A 25,572-nucleotide genomic window follows, 5' to 3' on the forward strand; every position below is an offset into this window, starting at 1 on the left:
TCACTCCATCCGCCGCCAGGCTTCCTGCAGCGTCGACAGCGCGTCGCCGCCAGCAAAGATGAAATCGCTCACGCCGGCATTTCGCAATGCGGCCTCCTGTTCGCCGGGCCGCCCTGCCAGATAGATATGCTTCGCGCCGGCCGCTTGAAGGGCCTTCGCGGCGGGGCCCGCGTGTTCCGCATAGACCTTGTCGGACGAGCACAGGCACGCAATCGCCGCTCCGGACGCCTTAAACGCGGCGGCCAACGCAGCCGGGTCGGTAAACCCTTGCGTGTCGATCGCCTCGATGCCGCCGGTCTCGAAGAAGCTTTTTGCGAAGGTGGCACGCGCGGTGAAGGCGGCGGGCGTGCCGAGATTGGCGAGGAAGATTTTTGGCCGTGCGCCTGATGCTTTCAGCTTCTCGTCGGACTTGTCCCGTAATGCCTCGAACGGCGCAGCGAGCCGCATCGGCGGCAGCGGATCGAATTTGTACTTCGCCTCGCCATAGGGCGGCAGCACGATCGGCGTCGCGTCGAGCACCGCGATATCGTCCTCATGCAGGTTCGGGAATTCGCTGGCGCCGGTCAGCACGTCACGCCGCCTGGCGATGTTGAGCTCACGTGCGGCGCGGGTGGTGGCGACCTTGCGCTGGATCAGGTTCTGTTCGAGCGCCGCAAAGAGGCCGCCGGCCTTCTCGATCTCCTGAAACAGCGACCATGCAGCTTCGCAAAGTTGCTGCGTCAGGGTCTCGATGCCGCCGGAACCGGCTGCGGGATCGCTCACCTTGGCGAGGTTGGATTCTTCCAGCAGCACCAGTTGCGTGTTGCGTGCGACACGCCGCGCAAACGGATCGGGCAATCCCAGCGCCAGCGTGTGCGGCAATACGGTGATGGCATTGGCGCCGCCGAGGCCGGCGGAGAAGGTCGCCATCGTCGCGCGCAGCATGTTCACGTAGGCATCGCGTTGCGTCAGCATGCGCCAGGCGGTATCGGCCGCAACGAACAGCGGTTTGGGCGTGAGACCGCAGGCCTGTTCGATGCGCGCCCACAACAGCCGCAGCGCGCGGAATTTCGCCAGCGTCAGGAACTGGTCGGCGTCCGCGCGGAGCCGCGCATAGACCATGCCTTGGGCATCTTCGAGCGAAATCCCAGCCCCTTCGATCGCGCGCAGATAGCCGACGCCGGCAGCCAGCACAAACGCCAGCTCCTGCACTTCCGATCCGCCCGCATCGTGGATGACGCGTCCATCGGCGGCCGCCGACGGGCCTTTGAAGCCCATGGCGGAGAGGTCCTTGATGGCGCTGGTGACCGCGGGCGCGATCTCCTCCCAACTATAGGGACTGGAGCCCCACACTGCACCGGACCCGAGCGGATCGAGACCGAAACGGATGTCGCAGACCGCAGGGTCAATACCCCTGCGCTTGATGTATTCGGCGACGTGAATGGCCGCCATGCGCGACTGCGGGCCGATCTGCAACTCGATGCCGATGCCGGCGTCGAGATAGATGCCGTCGAGGACGGCTTCGACGGCCTCCGCCGAAGGATCCAGTCCAAACCCATGTGCGCCATTGGCGCCCGAGAACACCAATGTCAGCCCCGTCGCGCCGTTCTCCAGGTCGTGCAGCGCCTGCGCGTTCGCCGCTTTCGCGTCGGGGTGGTCGATCCGCTGCATGATCTGCCACGGCGCGGCGGCGGCACGGCCGGCGACCGGCGCGGCGCCTTGCGCGCGACGATAGATCGGCTCGATCTTCAACCCATCGGACGTCTTGCTGACCAGTTTCTCGAATGGTGCGCCTTTCAGCACGCCATCGACCAGCTTGCGCCAGTCCTCGTATGTCGCCGGGACAAATTCCGCGGCCAGGGTCAGTTCGTCAGTTTTGGTGGTCATCCGGACTATTGTTCCTCGGTCGTCTCTTCTGTTTGGCCGGAAATTGCCACGGGGCGGCTGCCAAGCCAAACAATGTTTTGGGTCAATCGAGGTCGGGCAGGCGCCGGATACCCTCGGTTGAAAGCTCAGCCAGCGCGTCGGCGACGCGGCGTCCGGCGATGACACGGTCGGGCGCGATTTCGGCGAGTGGCACCAGCACGAAGGCGCGCTCGAAAGCCCGTGGATGCGGCAGCGTCAGTTCCGGCTTGTCGAGCCTGACGTCGTCATAGGCAATCAAATCGAGGTCGAGGGTGCGAGGCCCCCAGCGCGTCTCCTGCGCGCGGTCGCGGCCGAACTTCTTCTCGATCTTGTGCAGCGTGAACAGCAGCGCATGTGGATCGAGGCTGGTCTCGATCTCGATGACGGCGTTGGTGAAGGGCGCCTGGTCTTCCTCGCCCCAGGGCGGGGTGGAGTAATCGGAGGAACGCGCGAGCAGGGCGGCCTGTGTCATGCCGCAAATGTTGGCAATGGCTTTCCGGAATGTCGTGCGGACATCGCCGACATTGCCGCCGAGCGCGATCAGCACATCCGCCATGTCAGGGCGATGGCCGTTTGCGCATCAGCACCACGCCGACATCCTCGAAGATCTCGGCAATCGGCGCATGCGGCTTGTGGACGGTGACCTTGACCGCATGGACGCGCGGGAACGCCGCGAAGATCGCGTCCGAAACGGCGCCGGCCGCACGCTCCAAAAGCTTGTAATGGGTGTTCGTGAACGCAGCGGTCGCGGTCTCGACCACGCTGGCATAAGAAACGGTGTCGGACAGCCGATCAGTGTGCGAGGATTCCGACAGGTCGATGGAGAGTTCGAGATCGATCACGAACCGCTGCCCGACTTTGGTCTCGTGTTCCATCACGCCATGGCGGGCATGGGTAACGAGGCCGGTGATGAAGATCGTATCGCTCATCCCTGTTCCCTGATTGCCGCTGCCACGCGCAGCGCCTGGACGGTTTCGGCGACGTCATGCGCCCGGATGATCCGCGCGCCGTTTTGCGCCGCCAGCAGATGCGCGGCGATCGAACCGCCGAGGCGCTGATGCGGCTCCGCCGGCGTCACCGTGCTGATGAAACGCTTGCGCGAGGCGCCGACCAGCAGCGGCAATCCGAACGACTGCAACTCGCCGAGCCGCGCCAGCGCGGTCATGCTCTGCTCGGGTGTCTTGCCGAAGCCGATGCCGGGGTCGAGCACGATTCTGTCGGGCGAAATGCCGCGTCCGGCGGCGATGTCGAGCGAACGCGCGAAGAAATCAGCGATATCCTGCATGATGTCGATGGCGGGATCGGCGCTGTCGCGGTTGTGCATGATGATGACAGTCGCGCCGCGCTCGGCGACGAGGCCCGCCATGCCGGAATCGCGCTGCAGGCCCCAGACATCGTTGGCGATGGCAGCGCCCTGATCGAGCGCCCAGGCGACAACGGCCGATTTCATGCTGTCGATCGACACGGGAATGCCGAGCGCCACGACGTCTGATAGCACCGGCTGCAGGCGCTTTAGTTCTTCTTCGGCCGAGATCGGTTCCGACCCATAGGGCCGGGTGGATTCCGCGCCGATGTCGATGATGTCGGCGCCTTCGGCGATCATCCGCCGGGCCTGGGCCAGCGCCTGCTCGGGGGCCGCGAATTGCCCTCCGTCCGAGAATGAATCGGGCGTCAGGTTCAGTACGCCCATCACCGCCGGATAGGGCCTGGACAGCAGCGCAGGCAGCACCGGATGACCGGCCGGACCGGTTGCGGCGGTTGGTCTGGACTTGGCTGCGATCATGCGGTCGCTTTGCGCGGTCCGCGCCGGGGAGTCAAGGCGTGAAAGCCGGGCCTGCTTGCCCGGCCGGGTCGGGCTCAGTAGCTGATCTTCGGCTGAAGCTTGCGCGCCTGCTCGATCAGTTGCTCGACTGATCGTTCGGAAGGCAGAACCCGGACGAGTTTACGCTTTATGTTCACGTCTCTCATGTTCTGGGCCAGGCGCGCCGGATTGCGGTGTGCGAGCTCACGCACGGTGGTGACGCCGGCCGCGCGCACCAGACCCACCTTGGCTTTGCCCATTCCGGGAATGCGCATGTAGTCGGAAAAATTGGCCCATTCGAGCAGTTGCTGTTCGCTGATGCCGGTCTTCGCCGCAAGCGCCTTGCGCCCTTTCACCGTGCGGGCGGCTTCCAGCAGCGCATCGGTGGTGCGAATGCCCAACGATTTCAGTTTCGAGGCAGCGTAGGCGGTCAGGCCGTCGATCTCGGAAAGGGAATAGGTCATGATACCCGATGAAAAAAGACTGTGTCCGGGCTGAATATGCTCACCAGGCTGCCGACTATGCGAACTGGCTGAGGCCCGGCGTTCCTGAAATGATTTCGCCCATTTGATCCGCTCCGATTTTGTCGCGGCCGAACCTGAAAAGTTCACGTGCCACGCTTTGAATCTCGTTCATGCCCAGGCCCAGCGCCATCAGCCTGGTGCCAACCGCCATCAAGCCTCCGCCCATCAGCCGCGCGAATCCGCTATTGCTGCTGGAAGCGGCAATTGCAGCTTCGGCACCCGGAATTTGGTCGATCAGAGCCTGAACCTTGTCGGAGGGCCCCTCGTTACGGAGAAAACCCAGAACGATGCCGATGGTTTTTTCAGCGACAGTGCTATCGATGCCGGCCTTCGAGGCCAGCCGCCCAATCAATTCGTCCATAATTTGCCCCGTCCCCAACCGGTTTTTACCGGGTCGCCTGCTTGAAATTTGATCTTGAGCGCCCGCGATCTGAAATACAAGCGATCCGCACGTGCGAAGGCCTAGATCGAGTCGCGAGTGTTGCAGCAATGCAAGAGTGAGTCCCGGATTGACGCTGATTTATTGCGGTGCGTCCTCGATTTTTCTGCCGAAGGTCGGAAAAAGTATGAGAAGCACGAACGACGAGGCGGGCGAACGCTCACGTATATACCGCTGACGGTTTCAATCGGCGGGCAGGTTGCGATATGATTACCAACCAAATCCCCCCGATGCGCGCGAAGAGGCGATTGCGATGACCTCCGATAACAAGACAGCCGATACCGACGAGAAGATTTTTATCGGAAAGGGCGAACAAACAGCCTGGCTGGCGCTCGCGCTTGCCAATCGGCACGGTCTTGTCACCGGGGCGACCGGAACCGGCAAGACCGTATCGCTGCAGGTGATGGCGGAAGGCTTTGCACGCGCCGGCGTTCCGGTGTTCGCCGCCGATATCAAGGGTGACTTGTCAGGAATATCGGAAGTCGGGGAGGCCAAGGACTTTATCTTGAAGCGCGCCGGAGAGATGGGCCTCAATTTCCAGCCCGACCAGTTCTCGACCGTGTTCTGGGACGTGTTCGGCGAGCAGGGACATCCGGTTCGCGCCACGGTTACGGAAATGGGACCGCTATTGCTGTCGCGGATGCTCGACCTGAACGACGTGCAGGAAGGCGTCCTCAACGTCGCATTCCGTGTGGCGGATGAAAACGGGCTGACGCTCATCGACATGAAGGATCTGCGATCGCTGCTGGATGCGATCGCGCCAGCCGGCGGCAGGAAGGGGCCGGATGCCGAGGAAGATCCATATGCGGAGATCCGAAAGGCCGCACAGAGTTTCGGCAACGTCAGCAAGGCAACAATTGGGACCATTCAACGCCAGCTTCTGGTGCTAGAAAACCAGGGCGGAACGAAATTCTTCGGCGAGCCGGCGCTTTTGCTGAAGGACTTCATGAAGACCGACAGCGACGGCCGGGGAATGGTCAATATTCTGGTCGCCGACAAGCTGATGCAGAGCCCGAGGCTCTACGCCACCTTCTTGCTCTGGATGCTGTCGGAGCTGTTCGAAGAGCTGCCGGAAGCCGGTGACCTGCCGAAGCCGAAGCTGGTGTTCTTCTTCGACGAGGCGCATCTGTTGTTCAACGATGCGCCGAAGGCGCTGCTGGACAAGATCGAGCAGGTGGTCCGCCTGATCCGCTCCAAGGGCGTCGGTGTCTATTTCGTCACGCAAAACCCGATCGACGTGCCGGACAAGGTGCTTGCCCAATTGGGCAACCGCGTGCAGCACGCGCTGCGCGCCTTCACGCCGCGCGACCAGAAGTCGGTGAATGCGGCAGCGCAGACATTCCGGCCGAATCCGAAGCTCGATACCGCCCGCGTCATCATGGAACTCGGCAAGGGCGAAGCGCTGGTGTCGTTCCTCGAAGGCGGCGGGACGCCGACCATGGTCGAGCGCGTCATGATCCGGCCACCGACGGCGCGGATCGGGCCGATCACGCTGGAAGAGCGCAAGGCGATCATGAACAAGAGTCCGGTCAAGGGCAAATACGATACCGCGGTCGACGCCGAATCCGCCTATGAGATGCTGCAGAAGCGCGTCGCCGGAACGGCGGCGCCTGCGGACGCAGCGAATGGCGGCGGAGGCGGAGGAATCCTCGGCCAGATCGGTTCGATCGTCGGCACGATCTTCGGCACCAACGTCAGGCGCGGCAGGCTGTCGACCGGCCAGGTCATTGCGCGAGATGTCACTCGTTCAGTTACCAACAAGGTGGTCGGCGGCATCGTCGCCGATCTCGGTAAATCGGTCGGCGGATCGCTCGGCAGTTCAGTCGGACGCGCACTGGTGCGCGGCGCGCTCGGCGGATTGCTGCGGCGGTAAGGCTACATTCGACGCCAACAACAAGGCCCGCAGCCAAGGGCAACTCAGGATAGTCAGCCATGTCCAATGCCAAGATCCAGCCGGTCCTCGATCATATCGACGCCGATTTCAACAACAGCCTCGAGCGGCTGTTTGCGCTGTTGCGGATCAAGTCGATCTCGGCCGATCCGGCCTTCGCCGGCGATTGCAAGGCGGCCGCCGATCATCTGGCGAAGGATATTGCGACGCTGGGCTTCAAGGCGGAGGTGAGGCCGACGGCGGGGCATCCCGCGATCGTCGCCAAGATGAATGGGAGCACGAACGGCAGCACCGACGGCCGTCCGCATGTATTGTTCTACGGGCATTATGACGTGCAGCCGGTCGATCCGCTCAATCTGTGGCACCGTCCGCCGTTCGAGCCTGTCGTCACCGATCATGCCGACGGCCGCAAGATCATCGTGGCGCGCGGCGCGGAGGACGACAAGGGCCAGTTGATGACCTTCGTCGAGGCTTGCCGGGCCTGGAAGAAGGTCACGGGATCGCTGCCGGTCGACGTCACCATCATCATCGAGGGCGAGGAGGAAATCGGATCGAAGAATTTCGTGCCGTTCCTTGAAGCGAACAAGAAAGACCTCGAGGCCGACTTCGCGCTCGTTTGCGACACCAGCATGTGGGACCAGAACACGCCGGCGATTACGACTTCGCTGCGCGGGCTCGTCTATGACGAGATCAAGATCAAGGCCGCCAATCGCGACCTGCATTCCGGCATCTTTGGCGGCGGCGCGCGCAACCCGATCCGGGTACTGACCAATATTCTCGGCGGCCTGCACGACGAGAACGGCCACATCACCATTCCCGGTTTCTACGACGGCGTGAAGGATTTGCCGCCGGATATCCTGGCGCAGTGGAAGGAGCTCAACCTCACGCCGGAGTCGTTCCTGAAGCCGATCGGCCTCTCGATTCCAGCCGGCGAGAAGGACCGGTTGTTGATCGAGCAGGTCTCTTCGCGCCCGACCTGTGACATCAACGGCATCATCGGCGGCTACACCGGCGAAGGCTCCAAGACCGTGATCCCGGCGGAAGCTTCCGCAAAAGTTTCGTTCCGGCTGGTGGAGGGGCAGAACCCGGAAAAGATCCGAAGCGCCTTCCGTGACTTTGTGCGGGCGCGCGTGCCCGCCGACTGCACGGCCGAATTCACCGACCATTCCAACGCGCCGGCGATCGCGCTCGACTGGAACATGAAGCCGCTGGCCGCCGCCAAGCGCGCACTGACGGACGAGTGGGGCAAGGAGGCGCTGCTGATCGGTTCGGGCGCCTCGATCCCGATCGTGGCGGACTTCAAGCGCACGCTCGGCCTCGATACCGTGCTGGTCGGATTCGGCCTCGACGACGACAACATCCATTCGCCGAACGAGAAGTACGATCTGAAGAGCTACCACAAGGGCATCCGCTCCTGGGCCCGGATTTTGGGAGCGTTCGCGGAGGCGAAGTAGCAGACAAGACAGCGTAGGCACACTGCGCCGTGCCCACCATCTATCCAGCGCGACGGGATTTGCATGGTGGGCACGCTTCGCTTTGCCCACCCTACGGTTCCTACGACAGCCACCAAATAAAAACGCCGCCCGGGATTGGGCGGCGTTTTGATTCCAGACGTGTAGAGGGTGTGTGACTGATAGTTTAGCGCATCGATGCGGCCCGTCCAACGGATATGGCCCGCTGGACCCTCACTCCACGGGGTAGGGCCCCTCGTCAAAAACGCGATCGTGATAACCCTTGCTGCCTATCTCGCGCGCGAGTGGACTGCGGATGTCATCGTCGGTCCGCAGCCGCGCAATCAGCGCGCGGAAATCATGGCGCGGTTGCCAGCCGAGTTCGGCGCGTGCGCGGTCGTTGACATAGACGCGATCGATGCCTGGGATCATCGTCCAGCCACGCCGTACATATTCGGCCTCATACTCCGGCACGCAGCGGCGAACCACAGCCGGCGCGTTGTTGCGCAGTTCGGCGGTGTCATGACGCGAGAACGGCGTGGTGGCGCTGATGATATACTTCGCGAAGCCGGCCGCTGGCGCGTGCTGCGCCGCCAAGAGATGCGCGCTGACGACGTCCTCGATGTCGACGCGGCGATAGAGGAACTCGTTGGTTTTGGCGTTGGCGTCGCTAAAGGCCTCGCGTATCGCGCGATTGTCGTCCTCTTCGGGGAAGAAGCGCGAGGTGCGCAGCACGATCGCACGAAGCGAATGATTGCGCGCGAAAAGCTGGCACAGATCCTCCGCGGCCACCTTGGTGACGCCATAGATATTTTTCGGCACCGCCGTGACATCTTCGGTGATCCAGGCCGCCGGCTCGCCCGGCGGCGGCACCAGCGCGTCGCCGAAGACACTTGTAGTGCTGGTATAGACGAACGCCGAGACACCGGCTGCCGCGGCCTCTTCGAGCAGGTTGAGCGTGCCCGTGATGTTGACGTCGACGAAGTCCTGCCGGCTGTGGGTCGCCACATGCGGCTTGTGCAGCGTCGCGGCGTGCAGCACGGTCGTGGCGCCCTGCATGCAACGGCGCACGAACGCCCGGTCTGCGATCGAGCCCACGTGATGCGTGAACACGCCGGGCAGAATGTCTATACCGATGGAGTCGCGCCGCTGCGCCTGCAGCGTACGCATCAGCGCCTCGCCCAAATGGCCGGAACTGCCGGTCACCAGCACCGTCACGCCGCTACAACCTTTCGCGCGCTATAGCGTTTTCGAGCGAAATGGACGCCGTTCGCGTCAAGGAAACGCGTCAAAGGAAGAATCTAGAGTCCGGCTCAGGTCTTGTAGCTCGGATCGATCCGATCGAGTTTTCGCAACAGCGGCGGCCACACCAATTGGGTCGAGCGCCGCTCCGCGAAATCGGCATTGCGGAACAGTTGTTCGTTCTTGTCGATCACGTCCTGTTCGATCGGGTAGGCGGTCGGACCCAGCATGCGGGTGCGCACTTGCATCGTGCAGGCCCGTTCCAGATGATACATGCGCTCGAAGGCGGAGGCGACCGAACGGCCGACGGTGAGCGTCCCGTGATTGCGTAGCAGCATGTGGTTCCTGTTGCCGAGGTCCTTCTGCAAGCGCGGGCGCTCATCATGGTCCAGCGCCACGCCTTCGTAATCGTGATAGGCGAGGTCGTGGGTGACGAATTGCGCGGTCTGATTCATCGGCAGCAGACCCTCCAGGCAGCTTGCGACCGCCGTTCCGTCGGGCGTGTGGAGATGAAGCACGCAGCCGGCATCCTCGCGCACCTCATGAATGGCCGAATGGATGGTGAAGCCCGCCGGATTGATGCTGTACTCGCTTTCGCTGAGCTGGTTGCCGTGGAGATCGACCTTCACCAGGCTCGACGCCGTGATTTCCTCGAACATCAGCCCGTAAGGGTTGATCAGGAAGTGATGGTCGGGGCCGGGCACGCGCGCCGAGATGTGGGTGTCGACCAGATCGTCCCAGCCATAGAGGGCGACGAGGCGATAGCAGGCGGCGAGGTTGATCCGCTGGTTCCACTCGGCTTCCGTCATGCCGGATGGAACTTGCTTCAGGCGGGCTTTGGCCGGCGACATGATCGTTGCTCTCGATGCTGATTGACTTGCCGCAAAGCCTAACGCCCCCCTAATCTCGCGACAAGTCGCTGATGAACTTTCGGCGCGACAACTTGCCGTTATCCTGCACATTGGAAAAATCTGGTAGGGAGGTGACGTGGACAGGAAGGGATCGATCGGGTGCCGGTCAGATTGAGATTGTTGCTGCTGCCGTTGGCAGCCGCAATTCTTCCTTCCTCCGGATTTGCGTGTTCGTTTGTCAGCGTGGAGGCGTCCACCAAGGCGGCGCTTGCAACGTCAGCCCTTTACTGGGCCATATCAATCCTGCTTGGCGGAATAATCATCTGCTTTGAGATCTATCAAAGACGCTGGCCATTCATCTCGATCGTCACCGCGGCGCTCTTGATCTTTCATCCCCACAGGACCGTTCGACCGATCTATTGGCCTGATTGCAATTTCATCAATGTCCAAATGTCCCAAGCGGTGCTAGCTGCGCTTCTGGCCATACTTGCGTACCGGGTACTGGGAATGTTGCTTGCGTACCGCAGAAGCAAGCGCAGCACAGCCTAGCCCATGGAGCCTGGAACCTCGTTCTACGGCGCTGGAATCGCCAGCAACGTCGAGATGGCGCGGCCGCGGATATCGTAGACGCGGGCGAACACGACATCATCACGCTTGATTTCCACCATGACCGGCGCGGTAAGGCCCTTGCAGTAGAACTCGCCCAGCGTCATCGCGAAGTCGGCAGACTGGCTGTCCCAGCCGATCGTGAAGTCGGGGCCGAGCGCGACCTGCGCCGGCCGCTGCGGGCCACACACCGCGACCTTCCATTTGCGCCCGGCCGGAGCCACTTCCTGGCGCTCTACCAGTTCGTCGCGCAGACCGTCGGACGCCTGCTTCAGCGCCAGACCCCAATAGTCCAGCATGAAGTAATTGTCGGCGGCTCGCACCGTGCCGGCGATGTGGTTGAAGTGGGTGTATTCGTAGGGGTGCAGGCGGATCATTTCGCTGAGCGGCAACAGCAGGCCGAACGTGAACACCGCCAGCGCGGCAGGTTGCCAGCGGCGGTGGTTGTCCTTGAGCCAGTTCATGCCCCAGGCGAACGATACGCCGGCGAGCACCGCCATTGGCGGAATGACGAAAACGAAATGCCGGATGCCGTTGTAGAGCGCCGGCCGCTTCACCATCGCGATCACCAGCGGCAAGGTCGCCGCCAGAGTCAGCATCAGGAATATGGTCTTGCGGCGAGCCGTCACGTCCACACGCGACAGCGACATGAAGGTCCCGACGATGCCGGCGAACAGAAGGGCGAGCATTACCTCGGGAAGCTGCAGCGCGAACAGAGTCGGCAGGTAGGACCACGGCATGTCCGGCACCGACACCAGCGCGCCGTCGAACATTTCCTTCCAGGGTTTCTCGAAGAAGTGCGAGAAATAGGTCAACGCCTTGAAGGGATGGTCCGCCTCCATGATCGACCACGGCCACACCAGGCCCATGATCAGGTATCCGAGCACGAAGCCAGGCAGCAGTACGTAGACGACGTGGATGAAGCGGCGGGTGGTTTCGCGGGCGCCCTGGCTACGAACTTCCTCGATCAGCAGCGGGACGAAGCCCACCATCGCATAGACCATCGCCATCCCGCCGAGAATCCGGCAGCCGATGGAAAGTCCGGCGCCAATGCCGACGATCAAAATGGTTCGCGGCGAGGGGGCGGGATACTCCTCGGCAAGGCGCACCAGGCCCAGGATCAGGATCACCATCGAGACGGCAAACGGCGCGTCCTTCGGGTTCATGAACATGTGGCCGTAGAAGGTCGGGCATAGCGCAAGCAGCAGCAGCGTCGCGAGCCCCGCAAGCGGACCGCCGACCCGCCGCGCCAGCCGCCATGTCACGCCAAGGCCGATCAGGCCGACGATGGCGCCGAGCAGGCGGCGCGTTTCAAACAATTCGAGCGGGATGACCTTGTGCAGCAGCGCCGCCGCCATGTCGAAGCCGCCGCCATACATGTAGAGATTGGCGAACGACAGTGCCCCAGTGTCCTTGAAGCCGGAACCGTACATCCGCAACAGCAGGTCGGCATATTCGGCGTGCGTGTAGTCGTCCCAGCCCAGCCCGTAGTCCCGGAAGGTCAGGCCCGCGACCAGGGCGACCACGGCCAGCACGAAGATGGCAAGGTCGTCACAGGTCCGCTCCACCGAGCGCCGCGCGGGCGTATCGAGGGCAGAAGTCGTGATGGATGACATGGCGATTGGTAACCCAGCGTCCCCTATGGCCCACCTAGGATATTGTTGAGCCTCATTCCCCGGGTACCCATATAGCCTAGTTCCATTTCCAAGTAATTGGGAATTGTGGCTTAAAGCCCTGATGCAATGCAACAAAAGGGCAGTAATTAGTAGACGGTAAAACTACGGCCGGCGGGGTGAACGGTACCTGAATGGCAAGCATTTGCCCGAAATCGGAATCCGGCAAATGGCTGGCGCCGTTATGGAACCGGGGACGCAATTGGCGGTTGGCGGTGCGCACAAGATGACGGTATCGTGGCGTGGGGCGGCTGGCGAGCGTTTCGGGCGCGGCTGAGGGGTTAGTTCAATGATGTTTGTCGTGTTGGTCGCCGCAATCGGCCTCGCTTTGGCAGGCCTGTTGGCGATCGGCTTCGGGATACCGATCAAGGAATTCAGCACCGGCAATACGCTGATTATCGCCGGCGTGACCGGCGTCTGTACCGGCGCGATCATGTTTGCCCTGTGGGTGGCGGTCCGGGAGTTGAAAAACATCGCGCGGCGGCTCGGCGCCAGCCTGCCCGAAGCGCGCGGCGAGGCCGCGGTGGGGCCGGTGCTTCCTGTCGCCGCGGCGCGGGATCCTGCCCCGATCCCCCCCGGTTTTCCGGCTGCCGAACAGTCGGGAGACCGCGGACCATTTTCGCCAACGGCACCACCGCCGTGGCAGAACGAGAATGTCTTGCGTGATCACCCGATCCCGGAGCCGATGCACCCCGAACCGCCGCCGGCTCCGAAACCGAAGCGCAATCTGCTGTTTTCCTCGACATCACGAAAGGAACGCGAGCGGGTGCAGGCGCGGGGCGGCGAAGCGCTGCCGCCGGATCTGTTGTCATCGGACCTTCGCTCCAATCCCCCCGCCGTGCCGCAGGTCGAACCGGCCGAACCGCCACGGGGGCCGTTCGAAGATGCCTGGCCGAGAGCGGAGCGCGCAAAGGCTTCTGAAGCCCCGCTGCCGCGGCGCAGTGGCCGCATGTCTCCAACGCTCGCGGAAACCAATGCTGGACCGGTGCGCACGGAGGATCAGCTGGCGGTGACCGTGCTGAAGTCCGGCATTGTCGATGGTATGGCCTATTCGCTCTATTCCGATGGTTCGATCGAGGCCCAGATGCCGGAGGGGATGATGCGCTTCGCCTCGATCGACGAACTGCGCGCGCATCTCGATCAGCGGCCCTAGAGCCTTTTCCGTTCCGATGAAATCGGAACGGAAGAGGCTCTAGATTTTTGATTTGACGCGTTTTCTTGACGCGAACCGGTGCCCACTTCGCTGGAAAACGTTTAGTACCGGCGGCAATACTTGCTGCGAAGCCGGCTATCGAAAATAAAGCGCCGCCGTTCTTGTCAGTTTCCCGGCATTTCGGTCATATACGCCAAGTTGTACGAGATTTCGCTGATGTATAGGCGCGGTCGGATACTGTCCGAATCGTGTGGCCGACAGATGCGTTCGTGACCCAGAAGGTTGAGCCATGACTGATCCCTCCGGCAAAACGCCCGTCGAACTGACCGCCAATATCGTTTCGGCGTATCTCAGCAACAATCCGACCCAGGCCTCTGAAATCCCGAACCTGATCAGCCAGGTCCACGCCGCCCTGATGCGGGTTTCGAGCGGTCGCCCTGAGACGCCACTCGAGCCGGCCAAACCGGCAGTGTCGACGAAGAAGTCGATAACCCCGGAATATCTGGTGTGTCTGGAGGACGGCAAGCGCTTCAAGTCGCTCAAGCGCCATCTGCGCACGCAGTACAACATGACGCCGGAACAGTACCGCGACAAATGGGGCCTGCCGCCGGATTACCCGATGGTGGCGCCGAACTATGCGGTGGCGCGCTCGCAGCTCGCCAAGAAGATGGGCCTCGGTCAGCAGGCGCGGAAGCGGAAATAGACCCACGTCATTGCGAGCCAACGGGTCGCGCGAATGCGCGCCCCGCGACGAGCGCAATTGCGCTCGCGCAGCGATGACAGGCTCCGCGAAGCAATCACCTCGCCGCTCGGGACATGGATTGCTTCGTCGCTTCAGCGCAAAATTGCTTTGCAATTTTGTCGCGAGCTCCTCGCAATGACGGTGTCTACGAGGCTGCAGCCAGTGCCTCGCGCGCGTCGGAGCGGATGCGCTCGACCATGGAGCGCAGGCCGTTGGAGCGCTGCGGCGTCAAGTGCTCCCGGAATCCAAACTCGTTGAACACTGTAAGCGCATCGGTAGAAAGGATCTGCTGTGGCGTGCGGCCGGAATACAGCGTGAGTAGGATCGCGATCAGGCCGCGCACAATGTGAGCGTCGCTGTCACCCAGATATTTCAGCCGCGGTTCGCCGCTGCCGCTGCGGTCTAGCTGCCTGGAAAGCCAGACCTGGCTGACACAGCCATTGACCTTGTTCTCGGCGGAATGCTCGGCTTCCGGCATCGGATCGAGCGTACGGCCGAGTTCGATGACGTACCGGTAGCGGTCGTCCCACTCGTCCAGCAGCTCGAAATTGTCCCTGATTTCGTCGATCGTCATCTTGGCCGCGTCCGTTTCCTTAAAGTCTTATATAGGACGCGGACTGGACGAAAGCGACGGAAATGGAACCGGTTCCGTGGCCTATTTTGCGGCCAACGGCGTCCGCGGCATCCGCCATTCGATCGCCATATCGCCGTCCGTCAGCGCGTCAGGGGGCGACGTGTTCGCGACAACGGCCTCGGCGTCGGTGCCGACCGAACTGGTATGGTCGGGCTTCTTGTCGGGGACCCTGGGTTGCTCGGGCTTCTTGTCGTCGGTGATGATCTTGTACAACTGGCGGGCGCCATCCTGGGCGCGCTGGCCGATAGCCGTCGCGGCCTGGCCGCCGACCTCGCAGGCCGCCGGCTGGCGCTTGCAGAACTGGCCCATGTCGGAGGCGGCTGCGGTCGCAGCCGATACAGCTTCGGACGCGCTGATCTGCGGCACCTTGTCCGATTCAGGCGTCTTTTCCCTGGGCAGCAGCACGAGCACGAGCCCGAGCCAGAACGCCATGCGAAGCATAAAAAACATCTCGCGATCCCGGTCGTCTTTTGGTTGTGCTGCGGTTAACCCGCAGCTTCGTTTCTGACTAACAGTCGTGGATAAATCCTAAGTGTTTGCATTGAAGTAAATTCGGCGAAAACTCGCAGAAAATTTGAAAGATGCGATTCGGCGTAAATTTTCGATTGATGGTGATGAGTACGCGAGAAAGCAGCCGTCAGCAGCGCGTCCACCATTTCGAAACCATATAGCCTCAGTGCTGGAAACCTATCGTTCACCATCCGCGCCGAATGGAGCTCGCGCGAGGCGCGAAATCCCTGCCAAGACGCGGTGCCGGGCACCAATCCGCATCGCCTTAGCGTTCGCTTAAGTTCGCTCTGACACGGTGGCGTCAAGGATAATGGGGGCGTTCCGGCGCGTCTGTCTGACGAGCAAGCCGAAGCGCGAGAGCCGTGATTGTTTTGAGTATCATCCGCGATTGTCTCGATGCGTTGCTGCATCCCTCGGCACGATATGATGCGCTGACGCGTGCGCGTCATCGCGCGTTCATGGCGCCGCGGCTGCTGGGCAGCCTGGTAGCGCTTGCGGCTTTTCCGATCTATCTGGCGATGCGCGGGGCGCCCACGGCGCTCGAGGTTGCGGCCTTCGCCTGGCTGATCGCTCCCATTCTGTTGTCCTGGTTCCTGTCGCGCACCGGCCGCTACGAAGGCGCGCATATCCTTTCCGCGCTGGCGCTGGCAGGTCTCGTCATGATGGTCGCCGTGACCACCGGCGGCATCGAATCCTTCGCCGCGGTCTGGCTGATTGTCGTTCCGCTCGAAGCTGCGCTATCGGCCTCGCGCCGCGTGGTCGCGTTCGCTTCCGCGCTGGCGCTGTCATGCGCCGCCTTGCTGATCGCGCTCGGACATTTTCATCTGCTGCCGGTGGCGGAGCCGAACGCGGCGCTGCGCGGCGTCCTGATGGGGGCGGGCGTCGCATCGGCGACGCTCTACGCGGCGGGACTCGCCGTCAGCGCCGAATCGCTGGCGCGCACGTCCGTGTCGCTGCTCTATCTCGAAGAGGACCGTTACCGCCTGCTGGCGCGAAACATGAGCGACGTGATTTCGCGTCACAACCGCAATGGCGCCGTGGGGTTCATTTCACCGGCGGCCGAAGCCATGCTCGGCACGCCCTGCACCCGGCTCACCGGCCATGGCCTGTTCGACCGCGTCCATGTCGCCGATCGGCCGGCCTATCTTACGGCGTTGTCGGATGCCGCGGGGGGGAGCGAGCAGCGCAGCGTCGAGTTCCGCCTGCGCCGCGATGCGGTGCGCGGCCAGAACAGTTCCGCCGATTTCATCTGGGTCGAAATGCGCTGCCGGCCGCTCGAGCAGGCTTCGCCCGAGGCCGAGGTTGTCGCCGTGATGCGCGACATTACCGACCGCAAGCTCCAGGAGCAGGCTCTCGAAACGGCGCGTGCCGCCGCCGAGCAGGCGGATGCCTCCAAGACGCGCTTCCTCGCCACCATGAGCCACGAACTGCGCACGCCGCTGAACGCGATCATCGGTTTCTCCGAGATGATCGTGCATGAAGAGGCGATGATGCTCGATACTGCGCGCCGACGCGAGTATGCGCAGTTGATCAACGATTCCGGTCAGCATCTGTTGTCGGTCGTCAACGGCATCCTCGACATGTCCAAGATGGAAACCGGCAATTTCGAAATTTCGCCGGAGCCGTTCGCGCCGCGCGCGGCGCTGTTGCACTGCTGCAATCTGCTGGCCCTGAAAGCACGCGACAACGGTGTCGATCTGATCACCCGCGCGGCGGAGGATTTGCCTGTCATGAACGGCGATCCTCGCGCGTTCAAGCAGATCGCGCTGAACCTCATCACCAATGCCATCAAATTCACCGAGCGCGGCGGCAGCGTGACGGTTTCAGCCGCGGTCGAGGGATCGCGGCTGATGCTGAGTGTCACCGACACCGGGGTCGGTATCGCGGCCGAGGACCTCACGCGGATCGGCGATCCGTTCTTTCAGGCCGGCAAGACCTATCAGCGCAAGCACGAAGGTACCGGCCTCGGCCTGTCGATCGTGAAGGGGCTGGTCGCATTGCATGATGGCGAGATGAATGTGCAGAGCAGCGTCGGCGAGGGCACCACGGTAACCGTTACCTTGCCGCTTGACTTTGCGCCGTCGCTGGCGCCTTCAAACAACATCGCGACGCTGAAACCGGCGCAGCGACCCGAAACTCAGGACGAAGCCCATCAGGTGAAGAAGCGTGCCTAGGCGTATTGACGACGACGAAGACGAGATGCCGCGCCGCCGCCGCCGTGGCGCCAAAGCGGTCGCGATCGAAGCAGAGGAAGAGCGTGGCCTCGTGATGCGCATCTTCCTGCACAGCCCGAAGGACATGGTTGCGGGCCTGCTCGCGGCTGCCGCGATCTGCGCCATCGTTGCCAATGCGTTGTTCCTGCAGGCCGGCCGCCATCCCTCGCCGATGTTCGGCTCGGTCGTGACGCTACCGGCGCCGCAAGCTGCCGTCGTCAGCCCGTTGCCACGTCCACGTCCGGTCGAACTGACCGGAAGGCCGGTCGATTCCGATCCGCCGGAAATCCGGCCGGTCGAGGTGAGGAGCGCTGAGCCCAAAAGCTCTGATCCCAAGAGCTCTGATCCCAAGAGTTCCGATTCCAGGAACGCCGACCCCAGGAACGCTGACCCCAGGGCCAATCTGGTGGTCAAGTCGACCGGCGCGCCCGCCGCGGCGCCTTCGAATGTCGCGCGGCCGCCGGCGCCGATTCCGGCCACTACGCAAAGTGCCGGCGCGCGCCGCGTGGCGGCGGTGCAGCGCGCGCTCACGCAATATGGCTACGGCCAGTTGAAGCCGACCGGGGCGGTCGGTGCGGACACCCAGGCCGCGATCTCCAAATTCGAGCGTGATCGCAAGCTCCCGGTGACCGGGCAAATGTCCGATCGGCTGGTGAAGGAGCTCACGGCCATGATCGGGCACCCGATCGACTAGCGTCCGCCCGGTCGCTGGCCTATCGTCTGAAACATGCGATTGAAATCAAGCATCTGGGTGGCCGCTTACCTGCGCCGCTGCCAGAATGAGGGAATCTTTGGCGCTGTGCGCAAGCGCGGGGCGGAGGAGGCCGGGGCGGTGTTTATCAAGGTGGCGCTGCTTGACGGCAACGCCATGCTGTATGCGCCCGCGCCGCAGACCGTGTATGACGAGAGCCGGCCGGCCGAGCGGCTGTTTGCTGCGGCTTCGCCGCAGCCGGTGCCGGAGCAATCGGTGGAGGAGCGCCTCGCCAAGGAACTCCGCTTCGATCCCGACGCGTGGATCGTCGAGACCGAGGACCGGGCAGGGCGGCATTTTCTGGATCTGGCGAAAGCCTAAAGCGTGATGATTTTTCTTCGGATCGTCATCCCGCTTTAGCTTTTTGTTTGAGCATGATCTCCGCGCAAACGCGTTCCGCGTTTGTCGCGAGGGAAAACCGCTACCCACTTTTCCGGATCATGCTCTAGCGCTTCGAGCCGTCGGTGCCGGTGCGAACCGCCGGCGCAGTTCCGGGCTGAACCGCGGGACGCGTTTGCGAATTCGCCACGCGGGCGCGATGGCGTTCGTCATCGTACAGCGCGGCGCGATATTTGGCGCGGCTGACTGCCATAGTCGAGCCGCGCCACGCGGCCAGCATGACCAGCGCGGATCGCTCGCTCAAACGGTCGTAAAGTCGTGACAAGCGATAGACGTTGTGCACGGATGAGCCGAACTCGGGATTGAGGAACAGCAGCACGCGCTGGAAGGCCGCGCTCGGCATGTCAAGCGCGCGTGCCGCACAGGCCAGCGGCTCGCCGCCGGGGTCGTTGACGACCTGCGCAGCGATCCGCGATGGCAGGATTAGAGCGTCGCCGAGTTCGAGTGTGAAGTTTTCGGCATCCTCGGCGAAGGCGGCCATCTCCAGGATATGGAGCGCGCGGGCGGCGCGTGCCGCGGCAATTCGCGGCGCGGCCTTCAGCGGCGTGTCGTAGAGATTGTGCAGGATCTGCGCGCGCTCGCTTGGACCGGCCGTGAAGAACATGTCGGTGATTTCTGCGGCATCATTGGGCCGCATTGCGAGACTGGATGCCATCCGCAACTGCGCTTCGCTCAGTGGCTTCACTGTCGGCGCATCGGCTGGAGCCGCGGCAATTGCAGCCGCGACCGGCAGGGCTTCGTCGGACTTCGAACGCCGCAGGCCGAGCTTGTCCATGATCTCGGCCGGTGTCGCCGGATAGATCGCAAGCCGCGCCCGTACCGCGGCGCGGGTGGCGTCGTCGACCTGGTCGATCAGGCGGGACGTCAGTTCCACGAACTGACGTTCCTCGTCGGCAGAGTGGGCGCTGGCCTGGACATAGAGGTCGGTCAGCACGCGCAGCAAGGTCGGGCGGATATCGACGCCCTCGCGGCGCGAGAGCGTCATCAGCCCGTCGAATCCCGGAAACAATGGAGCTGCCGTCATGTGAGGTTGTACGCGACTTCGGTAATTCCCTTCGCGGCAGCCTACGCAGGGCACTTTAAGAGTTGGTTAAGGAAAACAGCCCCTGAAGAAATCCGATAAAATTTGAACTTTCGGTGCGCTGATGGAGCGCCGTGGCCCGTAACTGTACCGCCTGCACAAATTAAGATGCCGTTAACCACGTTCTGTTCTGAATAATGGCATGTCGCCGGTCAAATCGTGTCCGCGCGGCAACCAGAGAGAACGGAACATGGGCACCATCATTGAATTTCCGGCGGATGCGGCTTCGCGACGGCCGGGCTCAACCATGGATGGCGCTCCACGCGATGGTCTGGGAACCGTGCTGATCCTTCCTGTTGTCCGTATCGAGCGTAAAGCCGGCGAGACCGGCGATGGGCGCGGACCGGAAGAGGGCACTGCGCCCGGTCGCCGTCGCCGTCGGCGCCCCTGAACGACGGACGTTTGAAATGCCGGAGAAGTGCCTCCCGATCCGGACCACCGGGCTTCGGTCACTCCCGGCTCTCATGCTGCTCGTGGCAAGTGCTGCGCTCGGCGGCTGCAGCGGCGGCGATTTTGGCCGCACCCGCGCCGACATGCGCAACGACGACATGCACCGCTGGCTGGGCGCCGAGGCCACGGCAAGCGTCGGCCTCAAGCCCTCGCACTTCCAGCTCACCGAAAGCGAACGCCAGCTTCGCGATCTAGCCTATCCCCTGATCGAGCCGCCGCATTCGCGGCCCGCATGGAAGAGCGTGTTCGGCGATTACCAGCCGCTGCCCTCGCCATGGCGGCAGAAGGTCGTGTTCGACCGCACCACCTACGGGCGGGCCTTGATCGACGAGCCGCACCGCTCGCACACCTCGCGTTATCAGCAGATCATCGAGGACGTCCGCAACGACATCACGCGGTTCGAGCCGTTCTTTGCCTCCGCCGTGCGGGTCATCGAACTCGACCGCAAGCGCAGCGCCAGCCTGAGCATGGTGTCGGAACTGTCGCCGCGCGAGCAGGCCGATGCGATCGCCCGCATGGAAGAGAACACGCTGATCGTGCAATGGGTCCAGCAATGCCTGGAGCGGCGCATCTCTTCATACCGCTGGGCGCTGGAGCGGCTGGTGATCCACGCGCCCGACGGCATCGCGGCCGACGCCGACCGCCTGATCGGCGAACTCGCGGCGCAAACCGCCAATCCGCCGGTAGCCGCGCAGCCCGTGATCGGACGTGCCGTGACCGTAAAAGGCTAGGGCCGCGGTTCATTAGCGAACCTACGCGGCTGCAGCTGTTGGCACCTAGGCGGCACGAACATAGCCGTAGCGGAGGTTCGAGGGCTGCTTCGCAGCTTGAGCGTACTCGTTCTTGAGCGCCGCGAGGCGATCCTCGGAAAAGGTTGGCATCCTCGTGTTTTCAGCCGCCTTGAGCTTGATCTTGTAAAACCTGACTGCGTTGCCGGAGAAGATCAACTGCTTGGTGGCGCTATTGGCGTCGCCGAGCGGTGCAAAGCCGTATTTCTTCTGCATATCCTCCGGAACTTCGAGGCGGCGCAGCGCCTCGATCTGCCACTGCGGTGAGCCGTACCAGACCGAGTCAGTGCCCCACATGACGTGATCGACCCCCATGCCCTTGATCAACGTGCCGACCAGCGCGGCGCAGAATTTGGGATGCGCCACCGCCGAGTTGGCAAAGGAGGTGCCGAGCTCGGCATAGACATTGGTGACGCCGAACTTCTGCGGGATTTCCGCGAGATCCGTGGCCCACTGGATGCGGCCGGTCTGCTCGAACTCCGCCCAGGCCTTGTCCGGCAGCTCGAGGAACGCCCGCAGCGCCGAGTGATAGATCACGAAGTTCATCTGAGGCCAGTCCTTCGCCGCCTTTCCGATGTCCCATGCGGTTGCGTATTCCCACACGCCGGCGAACGACTTCTCGTAATCGGGCGGCAGCAGCCCCTTGTGGATGCACAGCGTATTGATGCCGGCCTTCACCGCTTTTTCGTAGAACGGATACATCACCTGCTCGTCATCGAGGCGCCAGGGGAACTTGGAGGGCGCCAGCGGATCGCCAATCGTGTAGGACTTCCAGGAATCCGGCTTGTAGACCTCGATCGCCTTGTCGACCTCCTCCATCCAGCCGGGCTGCTTTGGAGTGATGACGCTGTGTGCCAAGAGGCGGCGCGAACCGGCGAAGTCGTTGATGAGTTCGCGTGCCTTGACGATCTGCTCGTTGGAAAGAAGCCACCAGCTCGGATCGTCGAACGGCGCTCCGCTCAAGAGCGCCACGTTGGTGTCGCTGTCGTAGTAGATCTCTTTTACATAATTCTGGAACTTGTAGCGGGCGAGCGAGGAGACGCCTTCTTCCTTCATCTTCGGATTCCAGTGCTGGCTTGCAAAGTCGGCCAGCCCCAAGAGCTCCTTGTGATCGAAGTCGTCGCGAACGAAATGGGTCTGAACGTCGAAGATGAACTGGCTGGAGAGGCCTTGCGCGCGCGCCAGCATCAATTCAGGCTCTCGAGCCTCCGCGGGCGCGACCTGGAAAACATTGCCATAGACGTCGTTCATGGCGAGGAATGCCGCCGCCATGCCGCAACTCGTGTGCAGGAACTGCCTGCGGCTCAAGCCGAGATGCTTGCCATTAACGTCGGCGAGTTCGTTGATCCGTGCCTCGACCTTCTTTTGCACAGCGCTCTGCGGAGGCGGCAAATACTCGCCGTTGGAAACAATCTGAGTGGGAATAGGGGTTGCCGCTGATGCTGCCTCCGCGCCTGCGACAAGACGTTGCTCTCGCTCACTAAGCCAGGTGCTCATTGTTCTTCTCCATCCTTGGGCGCCATCGACGATGCTGGTCGGTGCGCGCATGAGGCCCGCGCGTTTGGCCACTGCCGATCAGTTAGATGGACGAAATAGCCGTACCCTCCCGTTCAGCTACGCGCCGGCGGGTCTCTTCATCATTTCGTGCTGCGAGAGTACGGACGCACTTGAAAAGCTACTTGCGGTAGTGGCGGCATCGAAGGCGAATTCAATGCTCAAACTTCCATTGGCGCAAGCAAGTTATCCGACAGTCACACTGTCCCAACGCACCGCGACTGGCAGGGTTTTGCCAGAGCGAGCGGCAACGTACTGCCGTGGTCGTCGAGCAAAGGCGTGACGTCGCCCTTTGGCCGATATTGTTGCAGAAGTCTTTTTGGGGTGGCGACCAAAATTCTAAGAGCCGCTGATGCGCTTTACGCGCGGCAACGTGAGGGGGCGCCTTCTTGAGGAGGCTGCGCACGCGGCGGATGACTTCGGTGGCGCGCCGATCATCCTGTGGAATATCGCCGACCATATCTTCGAGTTGATATCGGGACGGGTAGACTTAAGCAGTGCTAGTGCCGCTTCGGCATTCACGTGCATAGGCATTTTATTACTGATTGAAATCAGGTTGCGGAAAGAGACTTCTCCTTATCCGCTCGATCAGGAAGTTTGAGCCGGCGTCCGATAGATGAACTCTATCGGTAGTTATCACGTCACTTGGCGCAGGGCCGACGCGCGTCATACACCCTTCCGAGTTACACAGGGTGTGCCATGCTGAGATGTATTCCACCCCGGCGGACTTGCTGAATGCTTCCATTCTTTCATCGTCCTGAGGTCCGGACATGCCGGTCGTTATCCTCTCGGCGATTGCGTGCCGCAATCGGTAGAAATTCACCAGCGAATGAGGAAGCGTGCGCTTCCAAACCGGTACCGGCCCCAAAATGACGATCCGTTTAATGCTGAGAGCCTTTAGCTGCCCGATCGTTTCCCGGAGCTTCTCGAGGTCCTTGACGCCACCCCACCACGCGTGCAGCAGCACGATCTCGGGATGTGACGATCTTATAATGCCAAACACGATGTCATTGGCCGCGTCACACCTGGCATCGGTTCCGGCCGCCAATATCGGCGCGCAAGCTGAGGCCGTGAAGCGAGCGAGGCGAAACGGAACAGTTGCCTGAGCATTCTTCAATCCCGGGTAAAGGGCTGCCGCGGTGGAATCTCCCCATAGAAGCATGACGGGCCTATCGCCCTCTTCGATGCAGCTCGAGTTAAATTCAGATCCCGGTGTGTCCAGGAAGCACTTGTCACTGAGCCCAGCATTACTGTGCGGCGCAAGCTGCGCGATATCGCGAATTTCCGAGGGAAAGCGAAATCCAAAGCCGGAAGCAATAACAGTCACGATCCCTGCCACGCCGACCGTGACCAATCCGAAAGCTAATTTCGGCGCTGTATTTTTCCGCTGGCGGAGCGGAATTTCTACAAAACGATATGTCAGCCACGAGAGGAGCACCGCACCGAGAACGACAACCCAAATCTCGATGGCGGTTGGCATTCCGTTCCGCACAATCCCGAGATAAGACAATAGCGGCCAGTGCCAGAGATATAGCGGATAGCTGATCAGTCCGATCAGGACCATCTGCCGATTCGACAAAAAAGTCCTGTTCACCGGGGAGTTTGGCGAGAGGATAATCAGCACCGCGCCAAGCACCGGCAGCAGGGCATAAAGGCCCGGAAATGAACTTTCCTTGTTTAGCGTTATCGCAGCGAAGATAATTGCTGCAACGCCGAGCATTGCCAGCACGTTCTCAAGTTTCGCAAAACGTCGTTTTTCGCGTTCCGGAGCGTCGGTGTAGTAGGCGACAATGCCGCCGGCCAATAACTCCCAGGCTCTCGGTATTGGCGAGTAAAAGGACCAGTCTTTGTAGCCGAAAAAAATCATCAGGCTGAAGCCGAACGACGCGGCGGCGATGGCTGGCATCCACACTCCGCGCCGCTTCGACCCGAACACGAACAAAAGAGCTGGTGGCCAGAAAATGTAGAACTGTTCCTCAATACCTAACGACCAAAGATGCAAGAGAGGATTTTCGGCCGCGTCCGGCGCAAAATAACCGACCTGCCTGAGTTGAAACAGATTGGATACAAACGCAACGCCGGCGGCAATGCTCTTCCCAAGCATGGAAAAGCCATCGGGCAATAGAACAAACCAACCGATCAGGTAGGTCACGGCCAAAACGACGATGAGTGCCGGAAATATCCGCCGAATCCGGCGAGAGTAAAATTCCATGAACGAAAAGGTATTGGCCTTGATCTGCGAAAGAATGATGCGAGTGATCAGGAAGCCGGAAATAACGAAAAAAATATCAACGCCGATAAATCCGCCGGGGACGAGCCAAGGCTGAGCGTGATAACCGACCACCAGCAGAATGGAGATAGCTCGCAGACCATCGATATCGGGGCGATAGGCACCCGTCTTGCTTTGGTGATCCAGCCGAGCGATTGGCAATATCGTGTTCCCCAACTCGCTTATTGAGTGCTGCCATTACCACTAGAACCTCGCATCTAGAAGCTAAAATGGTGGCTTGGGTCGAACTGGTAGATGCAGAAACGGAGAGCCAACCCAGTAATCCGTGCCGCAGATAGCGATGGCAGACATTCGAGGCTGTCATCATACTTCCGCTCGCGTTGATGTTCGCTTCGGGTCCAAAAGGCGAAATTCCGGAGTGACCAGCGCATGTCTGCTTTTGCCTCGATTGTGTTGAAAAAGGCGGCTGTTGCGACGCAGAGATATCAGTGATTCAGTCTGTCTAATTGGCAGGACTGAAGGTCATGATGGGGCATCGGCAAATCGAACAAGCTGCGTTGTTCTATGAGTTCTCGCTCGAAAGGCACATCCCGGCCGACCACCTACTCCGGTCGATCGATAGGTTCGTAGAGCTTGAGGACCTGCGACGGGAGCTGGCGCCGTTCTACAGCAACATCGGACGACCTTCGATCGATCCCGAACTGA

At 61.9% G+C, this 25,572-nt stretch carries 25 protein-coding genes; 11 read left to right on the forward strand and 14 right to left on the reverse strand.

Features of this window, described 5'->3' with window-relative positions:
* The 6 genes from AC0QUY_RS13835 to AC0QUY_RS13860 all read right to left on the reverse strand — a co-directional run bounded on the left by AC0QUY_RS13835 (position 1) and on the right by AC0QUY_RS13860 (position 4,570).
* A complete protein-coding gene (locus AC0QUY_RS13835) occupies positions 1–1,866 on the reverse strand; it encodes a methylmalonyl-CoA mutase family protein (RefSeq protein WP_475387234.1) in 1,866 nt (621 codons plus the stop codon).
* Between the two features lie 82 nt (positions 1,867–1,948).
* Positions 1,949–2,440 (reverse strand): 2-amino-4-hydroxy-6-hydroxymethyldihydropteridine diphosphokinase, encoded by a 492-nt coding sequence (folK, locus tag AC0QUY_RS13840; RefSeq protein WP_475387235.1) that lies wholly within the window; start codon positions 2,438–2,440, stop codon positions 1,949–1,951.
* A gap of 1 nt (position 2,441) precedes the next feature.
* The gene (gene folB / locus AC0QUY_RS13845; RefSeq protein ID WP_161853040.1) at positions 2,442–2,813 is read right to left on the reverse strand and encodes a dihydroneopterin aldolase; all 372 of its coding nucleotides are present in this window, start codon (positions 2,811–2,813) and stop codon (positions 2,442–2,444) included.
* The gene (gene folP, locus AC0QUY_RS13850; RefSeq protein ID WP_161853041.1) at positions 2,810–3,667 is read right to left on the reverse strand and encodes a dihydropteroate synthase; all 858 of its coding nucleotides are present in this window, start codon (positions 3,665–3,667) and stop codon (positions 2,810–2,812) included. The genes folB and folP overlap by 4 nt, the downstream gene beginning before the upstream one ends.
* 74 nt (positions 3,668–3,741) lie before the next feature.
* Positions 3,742–4,149 carry a DUF4332 domain-containing protein gene (locus AC0QUY_RS13855; protein ID WP_475387260.1) on the reverse strand — a complete coding sequence of 136 codons (408 nt, stop codon included), beginning with the start codon at positions 4,147–4,149 and terminating at the stop codon, positions 3,742–3,744.
* A 55-nt stretch (positions 4,150–4,204) separates the two neighbouring features.
* Complete coding sequence (locus AC0QUY_RS13860; RefSeq protein WP_475387237.1) at positions 4,205–4,570, reverse strand: DUF2267 domain-containing protein; 366 nt, start codon at positions 4,568–4,570, stop codon at positions 4,205–4,207.
* A 331-nt stretch (positions 4,571–4,901) separates the two neighbouring features.
* Here AC0QUY_RS13860 and AC0QUY_RS13865 point away from each other — a divergent pair, with 331 nt between their 5' ends.
* The gene (locus tag AC0QUY_RS13865) at positions 4,902–6,521 is read left to right on the forward strand and encodes a helicase HerA-like domain-containing protein (protein ID WP_161853042.1); all 1,620 of its coding nucleotides are present in this window, start codon (positions 4,902–4,904) and stop codon (positions 6,519–6,521) included.
* Between the two features lie 59 nt (positions 6,522–6,580).
* Positions 6,581–7,993, forward strand: a complete 1,413-nt coding sequence (locus tag AC0QUY_RS13870) for a M20/M25/M40 family metallo-hydrolase (RefSeq protein WP_475387238.1) — start codon at positions 6,581–6,583, stop codon at positions 7,991–7,993.
* A 231-nt stretch (positions 7,994–8,224) separates the two neighbouring features.
* On the opposite strand, the gene AC0QUY_RS13875 is transcribed toward AC0QUY_RS13870, so the two are convergent.
* Both AC0QUY_RS13875 and AC0QUY_RS13880 read right to left on the reverse strand, forming a co-directional pair.
* Entirely contained in the window at positions 8,225–9,208 is a 984-nt protein-coding gene (locus AC0QUY_RS13875; protein WP_475387239.1) for an NAD-dependent epimerase/dehydratase family protein, read from the reverse strand.
* Between the two features lie 95 nt (positions 9,209–9,303).
* Positions 9,304–10,083 (reverse strand): class II aldolase/adducin family protein, encoded by a 780-nt coding sequence (locus AC0QUY_RS13880; protein ID WP_475387240.1) that lies wholly within the window; start codon positions 10,081–10,083, stop codon positions 9,304–9,306.
* A gap of 159 nt (positions 10,084–10,242) precedes the next feature.
* Here AC0QUY_RS13880 and AC0QUY_RS13885 point away from each other — a divergent pair, with 159 nt between their 5' ends.
* Positions 10,243–10,632: a hypothetical protein gene (locus AC0QUY_RS13885; protein ID WP_475387241.1), complete on the forward strand. Its 390-nt coding sequence runs from the start codon at positions 10,243–10,245 to the stop codon at positions 10,630–10,632.
* 23 nt (positions 10,633–10,655) lie between these two features.
* Here the strand turns inward: AC0QUY_RS13885 and AC0QUY_RS13890 are convergent, their stop codons facing one another.
* Positions 10,656–12,305 carry a glycosyltransferase family 39 protein gene (locus tag AC0QUY_RS13890; protein WP_475387242.1) on the reverse strand — a complete coding sequence of 550 codons (1,650 nt, stop codon included), beginning with the start codon at positions 12,303–12,305 and terminating at the stop codon, positions 10,656–10,658.
* Between the two features lie 346 nt (positions 12,306–12,651).
* Between AC0QUY_RS13890 and AC0QUY_RS13895 the strand changes: the two genes are divergently transcribed.
* Together AC0QUY_RS13895 and AC0QUY_RS13900 are read left to right on the forward strand one after the other, a co-directional pair.
* Positions 12,652–13,515 carry a DUF308 domain-containing protein gene (locus tag AC0QUY_RS13895; protein ID WP_475387243.1) on the forward strand — a complete coding sequence of 288 codons (864 nt, stop codon included), beginning with the start codon at positions 12,652–12,654 and terminating at the stop codon, positions 13,513–13,515.
* 289 nt (positions 13,516–13,804) lie between these two features.
* Positions 13,805–14,218 (forward strand): Ros/MucR family transcriptional regulator, encoded by a 414-nt coding sequence (locus AC0QUY_RS13900; protein WP_161853048.1) that lies wholly within the window; start codon positions 13,805–13,807, stop codon positions 14,216–14,218.
* A 184-nt stretch (positions 14,219–14,402) separates the two neighbouring features.
* On the opposite strand, the gene AC0QUY_RS13905 is transcribed toward AC0QUY_RS13900, so the two are convergent.
* Positions 14,403–14,831 carry a SufE family protein gene (locus AC0QUY_RS13905; protein WP_475387244.1) on the reverse strand — a complete coding sequence of 143 codons (429 nt, stop codon included), beginning with the start codon at positions 14,829–14,831 and terminating at the stop codon, positions 14,403–14,405.
* Positions 14,832–14,912: 81 nt separating this feature from the next.
* On the reverse strand, positions 14,913–15,341 hold the full coding sequence (locus tag AC0QUY_RS13910; RefSeq protein ID WP_475387245.1) for a DUF5330 domain-containing protein: 429 nt from the start codon (positions 15,339–15,341) through the stop codon (positions 14,913–14,915).
* A 422-nt stretch (positions 15,342–15,763) separates the two neighbouring features.
* On the opposite strand from AC0QUY_RS13910, the gene AC0QUY_RS13915 reads away from it, so the two are divergent.
* Genes AC0QUY_RS13915 through AC0QUY_RS13925 form a run of 3 tightly spaced genes read left to right on the forward strand, consistent with a single transcriptional unit; the run spans position 15,764 to position 18,686 of the window.
* Positions 15,764–17,575 (forward strand): sensor histidine kinase, encoded by a 1,812-nt coding sequence (locus AC0QUY_RS13915; protein ID WP_475387246.1) that lies wholly within the window; start codon positions 15,764–15,766, stop codon positions 17,573–17,575.
* Positions 17,568–18,308, forward strand: coding sequence for a peptidoglycan-binding domain-containing protein (locus AC0QUY_RS13920; protein WP_475387247.1), 741 nt, complete (start codon positions 17,568–17,570; stop codon positions 18,306–18,308). The genes AC0QUY_RS13915 and AC0QUY_RS13920 overlap by 8 nt, the downstream gene beginning before the upstream one ends.
* 33 nt (positions 18,309–18,341) lie before the next feature.
* The gene (locus AC0QUY_RS13925; protein ID WP_475387248.1) at positions 18,342–18,686 is read left to right on the forward strand and encodes a DUF1491 family protein; all 345 of its coding nucleotides are present in this window, start codon (positions 18,342–18,344) and stop codon (positions 18,684–18,686) included.
* Positions 18,687–18,810: 124 nt separating this feature from the next.
* On the opposite strand, the gene AC0QUY_RS13930 is transcribed toward AC0QUY_RS13925, so the two are convergent.
* A complete protein-coding gene (locus tag AC0QUY_RS13930; protein WP_475387249.1) occupies positions 18,811–19,788 on the reverse strand; it encodes a DUF2336 domain-containing protein in 978 nt (325 codons plus the stop codon).
* Between the two features lie 247 nt (positions 19,789–20,035).
* On the opposite strand from AC0QUY_RS13930, the gene AC0QUY_RS13935 reads away from it, so the two are divergent.
* Positions 20,036–20,236 (forward strand): hypothetical protein, encoded by a 201-nt coding sequence (locus tag AC0QUY_RS13935; protein WP_082650253.1) that lies wholly within the window; start codon positions 20,036–20,038, stop codon positions 20,234–20,236.
* 16 nt (positions 20,237–20,252) lie between these two features.
* Positions 20,253–21,026, forward strand: a complete 774-nt coding sequence (locus AC0QUY_RS13940) for a hypothetical protein (protein WP_475387250.1) — start codon at positions 20,253–20,255, stop codon at positions 21,024–21,026.
* A 45-nt stretch (positions 21,027–21,071) separates the two neighbouring features.
* Here AC0QUY_RS13940 and AC0QUY_RS13945 read toward each other — a convergent pair whose 3' ends face one another.
* On the reverse strand, positions 21,072–22,580 hold the full coding sequence (locus tag AC0QUY_RS13945; RefSeq protein WP_475387251.1) for an amidohydrolase family protein: 1,509 nt from the start codon (positions 22,578–22,580) through the stop codon (positions 21,072–21,074).
* A 595-nt stretch (positions 22,581–23,175) separates the two neighbouring features.
* On the reverse strand, positions 23,176–25,068 hold the full coding sequence (locus AC0QUY_RS13950) for an acyltransferase family protein (RefSeq protein WP_475387252.1): 1,893 nt from the start codon (positions 25,066–25,068) through the stop codon (positions 23,176–23,178).
* 323 nt (positions 25,069–25,391) lie between these two features.
* Here AC0QUY_RS13950 and AC0QUY_RS13955 point away from each other — a divergent pair.
* A partial coding sequence (locus tag AC0QUY_RS13955; protein ID WP_475387253.1) for a transposase occupies positions 25,392–25,572 on the forward strand: 181 nt, incomplete at its 3' end.

Source organism: Bradyrhizobium sp. WYCCWR15520 (assembly GCF_056174665.1).